6 protein-coding genes and 1 pseudogene are annotated in these 4,436 nt (G+C 60.1%); all 7 read left to right on the top strand.

Annotated features, from left to right (window positions below):
• Nucleotides 1-127: 127 nt before the first annotated feature.
• Nucleotides 128-1,128, top strand: a pseudogene (locus PHI64_RS23395) (HAD-IC family P-type ATPase); the annotation flags it as partial.
• Between the two features lie 229 nt (nucleotides 1,129-1,357).
• Complete coding sequence (locus PHI64_RS23390) at nucleotides 1,358-1,708, top strand: hypothetical protein (protein WP_169148634.1); 351 nt, start codon at nucleotides 1,358-1,360, stop codon at nucleotides 1,706-1,708.
• 55 nt (nucleotides 1,709-1,763) lie between these two features.
• Nucleotides 1,764-2,054: a hypothetical protein gene (locus PHI64_RS23385; RefSeq protein ID WP_284188517.1), complete on the top strand. Its 291-nt coding sequence runs from the start codon at nucleotides 1,764-1,766 to the stop codon at nucleotides 2,052-2,054.
• Nucleotides 2,055-2,197: 143 nt separating this feature from the next.
• Nucleotides 2,198-2,449 (top strand): hypothetical protein, encoded by a 252-nt coding sequence (locus tag PHI64_RS23380; RefSeq protein WP_169148669.1) that lies wholly within the window; start codon nucleotides 2,198-2,200, stop codon nucleotides 2,447-2,449.
• Between the two features lie 46 nt (nucleotides 2,450-2,495).
• A complete protein-coding gene (locus PHI64_RS23375) occupies nucleotides 2,496-2,744 on the top strand; it encodes a hypothetical protein (protein ID WP_299888791.1) in 249 nt (82 codons plus the stop codon).
• 6 nt (nucleotides 2,745-2,750) lie between these two features.
• Entirely contained in the window at nucleotides 2,751-3,419 is a 669-nt protein-coding gene (gene flgB, locus PHI64_RS23370) for a flagellar basal body rod protein FlgB (protein WP_299888789.1), read from the top strand.
• A 9-nt stretch (nucleotides 3,420-3,428) separates the two neighbouring features.
• Nucleotides 3,429-4,436 (top strand): HD domain-containing phosphohydrolase (locus tag PHI64_RS23365; RefSeq protein ID WP_299888786.1); only part of this gene is annotated, 1,008 nt, incomplete at its 3' end.

Raw genomic sequence — 4,436 nt, 5'->3', positions numbered from 1 at the left:
ACGCCGCTGCCGCTTGTTGTTGCTTGTCGTCGCGCTGCTCACTTCGCGTTCCTCCTGATTGAACAGAAGGAGGATTCTTCCGCGTGAGCCAGGGCGGGGGAAGAACGCCGCTCAGTGAGCGGTTACGTCGTTCATGGCCCATGGCCGGATTGGCGTCTACTTTGAAGCGGCTGCCGTGATCATTTCGCTGACGCTGCTCGGCCAGATGCTGGAGCTGCGCGCCCGTTCGCAGACCTCAGCGGCCATCAAGTCGCTACTTGGGTCTGGCGCCGAAGACCGCACGGCGGATCCTGGCCGATGGCAGTGAAGAAGACGTTCCACTCAACAGCGTCCACGTCGGTGATCTCCTGAGGGTTCGGCCTGGCGAGAAAGTGTCGGTGGACGGCGTGGTCGTCGAAGGAAGTAGCTCGGTCGATGAGTCGATGCTGACCGGTGAGCCGCTGCCGGTCAGCAAGCGGGCATCGGACCAGATCATTGGCGCAACGATGAACACCTCGGGCAGCCTCGTCATCCGTTCGGAGAAGGTGGGTGCTCAAACCATGCTTGCGCAGATCGTGCAAGGCCCAGCGTTCCAAGGCGCCCATGCAGCGTCTGGCCGATGTGGTGGCTGGGTATTTTGTTGTCGCGATGGTTTCCGTCGCCCTCGCCAGCTTCTTTGCCTGGGGGCTGTTTGGAGGCAATCAGGTTTGGGTCTTTGGTCTCATCAGCGCAGTCTCAGTGTTGATCATTGCCTGCCCCTGCGCCCTTGGGCTGGCAACCCCGATGTCGATCATGGTGGCAACCGGCAAGGCCGCCACGCAGGGCATCCTCTTTCGGGATGCGGCCGCAATCGAGAGTCTGCGCCGGATCGACACCCTGATCGTGGACAAGACTGGCACCCTGACCGAAGGGAGATCCGCGTTCGAGTGCGCCATTGCCCTGCAAGGCGGCAGCGAGGACGAAATTCTACGGCTCGCCGCCAGTCTCGACCAGGGCAGTGAGCATCCATTGGCCGACGCGATCGTGCGTGCCGCGCGTGAACGGGGGATGAGCCTCGACAAGGTCGAGCAGTTCGAATCGGCGAGCGGTATTGGCGTCCACGGCATCGTTGGAGGACGACGCCTGGCACTCGGTAACGTGACATTGATGGCACTGCAGGGTATCCAGCGTATGGGCTGGTTCTCTCCCCCATGATCGCCGCTCTGGCGATGAGTTTGTCGTCGGCCAGTGTGGTGGGTAACGCTCTGCGCCTCAGGAAGACAGACACAAGGAAACAGACTTCCTGACATTTAAAGGACAGGGATGTAATGGTTGCGTCACCCCCTTGTCAGTCGCCGGATCGCACACTGAGCGTGTGAACTCGAAAGGAGGCAACATCATGAAACGCAATCTGGGTGTGACACTCGCTGGCGTAGCGCTGATTCTGACCTTGGGTGCTTGTTCATCAACGCCCCCCGTTGCAGCGATCCCGGAGGCCATCTCCAGTGCTTCGACTGCAGCTGACCACCAGCGTATCGCCGACTACTTTGCAGGGAAGGCCGTGAGTTACGAGGCGGAAGCCAAGCAACACGAAAAAATGGCGGCCTCGTACTCTGGCCGTCCGAGAGGTGATGCGGGTTTGTGGGCAGCCCACTGCAGCAATCTGAAAGCCAAGCTCAAGGAAGCGGCCCAAGAGGCCCGGGCACTGGAAAAGGGGCATCGCGACCTGGCGGAGAGCCTTGGTAAATAAGTCATTGGCGAGCCGACGCGAATCTCGGCCGGTTCGGCTCAAACAGGGGGACATCATGCAAGAAGCGAACGAAGACCTGAGAGCGCGTCTTCAAGCCAATCTCGACGTAGCGGCCGGACTATGCCGCCTGGGCTTTACCTACGGCGAGCAGGTGACGACATTGACCACCGAGACGATGCACAAGTGGGTGCATCAGGCTGACCAAGACCCCAAAGTGCTGTTGCAGGGAGACGTTGCGGGTTTCACCGCGGCAAGCGGCCGGATTGCGGTGGACCACTGGTCGGCACTGCTTTCGTGCACGCTGGAATTTCAGAAGGCGTTCCTGGCGGCGCTCCCGAAGCGCTAGCTGTGCGTAGCGGCCAAGAGAAACCTGACAGGAATGTAATCACCGGGTCATGTCCCTGACGGTTCCAGAAGCACAAACTGGCCTTGTCGGACCCGCCCACCGGCATCTCGAACTGTCTGAATACCTTTTTTGGAGAAGCTGTAATGAAACTCAATTCTTTTCTCTCGACCGCGCTGATTGCCACCGTTGCGGCGCTGTCTTTTGGCGCTCAGGCAGCGGATGCCGACAAGGCACCTGCCGAGCAAACCGAGAAGACCACGCCGAAGAAGGTGAAGCCCCATTCCCACATGACGGAAAAGACCGGTATCCCGGCGGCGGCCCCTGAGGCTACGGGGGAAAAGGCGGCACCGGCCAAGGATGCAAAGCGTCACAACCACCAGCGGGACATGAAGTAAACGCAGTCATTCAGAGGCCCCGTGAAGGGGCCTCGGTGTTTTGAACATGAAAACCCCAACCCACGATGAACACGGGAGCCGTTGTTCTTGCCGCCTCCTGGCTGAGACCGTCGGCTGCAAACCCGAGGCCATCGCCTTTTCCTTTTGCCAGGCGGTGTTGATGAAGCGCTGGGTCGTGGAGTGCAACCACGGCTGCATGGACAAGGCACCTGCTTCAAAGCTCAGTAGCAAATGGCACGAGACCGGACCGATCGATCCGGTCAAGGCCATCCTGATCATGAACGAACAGGAGTAGGTTGCCATGGCACCCGTTACCGGAATTGGAAGCCCTGGGCCGGTTCAGCCGACCTCGGATGCTGGGCACAGTGGTCACACCGTTTCGGCAAGTGGCACTTCTTCCTTTTCCGGCGCTCTTTCACAGGTCATGGGCAGAACGACCAGCACGGCCCCGTCGGGGACGCCCAGTCCCGCATCCAGTACGAAGGGGGCACTGAGTTCGGCACAACGCGATACACGGCCCTCTTTTGGGGATGTCTTCCAACCCCGTCACATTCCATTGGTGGGCTCAGGGCACCCGAGCCATGATTTTCAGCAACTCGCCTTGGGGTTGAGGGCCTATCGTCAGCAAATCATCGCGTCCAATATCGCCAACGCCGATACCCCCGGCTACAAGGCTGTCGACATCGATTTCCAGGATGCGCTGCGTAACGCCCAGGCGGCGGCGAATGTACCTCCTGTCTCCCTGAGCACAACCTCCGCAGAGCACTTGCCAGGACAAAGTGCCGTTACCACGCCTCCCATTCCGCTGAAATACCATGTCCCCAGCCAAGGCAGTATCGATGGGAACACCGTCGAAATGGATGTCGAGCGGGCCAAGTTCGCGGAGAACACGCTGATGCTTAAGTTCTCAATGGACCGGGTGAGTGGGCACTTCAAACACGAAATCGAAATGCTCCAGAGCCTGAAGTGAAAAGCTGACATGAGCCGCCTGTTGCCAGAAACTTCCGGCCAGCTGCACGGGATGCTGGCCATCAGGCTTGGGTTGGCTGCGACCGTTGTTGCGCTGGTTGCCGGTGGCGTTGCGTACTTCGTTGAAACCTACCGGGCAGAACAGGCCGCACTGGAGCAGGCCACCCGCAGCGCCCGCCATTTCGCCACGCCTGCGATGCAGGTGATCGTTAGCGCCGGCCGGCCTGACGGTCATGATGAACTGGAGCGCTTGCTGGACAAGAGTCGTTTTGTCGGGCTGCAAGTCTTTGTTCGTGATGGCAGTCCGGTTTACGAGAATTGGGGGAGTAGCACCGTTTCGCTGATAGACGTGCTGCGTGCCCAAACCTTGAAACGTCCCGAAGGGCACCAGATCCACCGCACCTGGATCGAAGTGGGTTCCGAGCATCTGATCCACGTCGTTGTCCCGATCTCCGGTAGCGATGGGCGTCTTGTCGGATATGTGAGGACCGTCAGCCGGCTTGATGCGGAAACTCTCCAGGCTCAGCGGGATCAGGTTCGCACGGGGGCGCTTACCGCTATTGGCGCCGTGGTGGCGACAGCGCTGGTTCTATATCCCCTGATGCTGGCTTTGCTGCGGCGCTCAACTGACTTGTCCCGTTCCTTGCTGGACTCCAACCTGTCGCTGATCCGCTCCCTGGGAAACGCCGTGGCCAAGAAGGATTCCGGTACCGATGCCCACAACTATCGGGTTACGCTCTACGCGATCGGTTTGGCTGAAGCGCTGGGGGTCTCGGCGGAAGATATCTCGCACCTGGTTGCCGGTGCCTTTCTGCACGACGTGGGCAAGATCGGGATTCCCGACAGCATCCTCCTGAAGGGGGGCTCGCTGACGCCCGCCGAACTCCAGGTCATGCAGACGCATCCGGTCCTAGGTACTGAGATCGTCACTGGAAACCCCTGGTTGCAGGAGGCTGCCGTGATCATCCGGCACCACCACGAACGTCTGGACGGAAAAGGTTACCCCGATGGTTTGCTC

Origin of the sequence: Zoogloea sp. (assembly GCF_028689785.1) — a bacterium.
Lineage (GTDB): Bacteria > Pseudomonadota > Gammaproteobacteria > Burkholderiales > Rhodocyclaceae > Zoogloea.
This window is presented reverse-complemented; position numbering and strand designations above follow the sequence as displayed.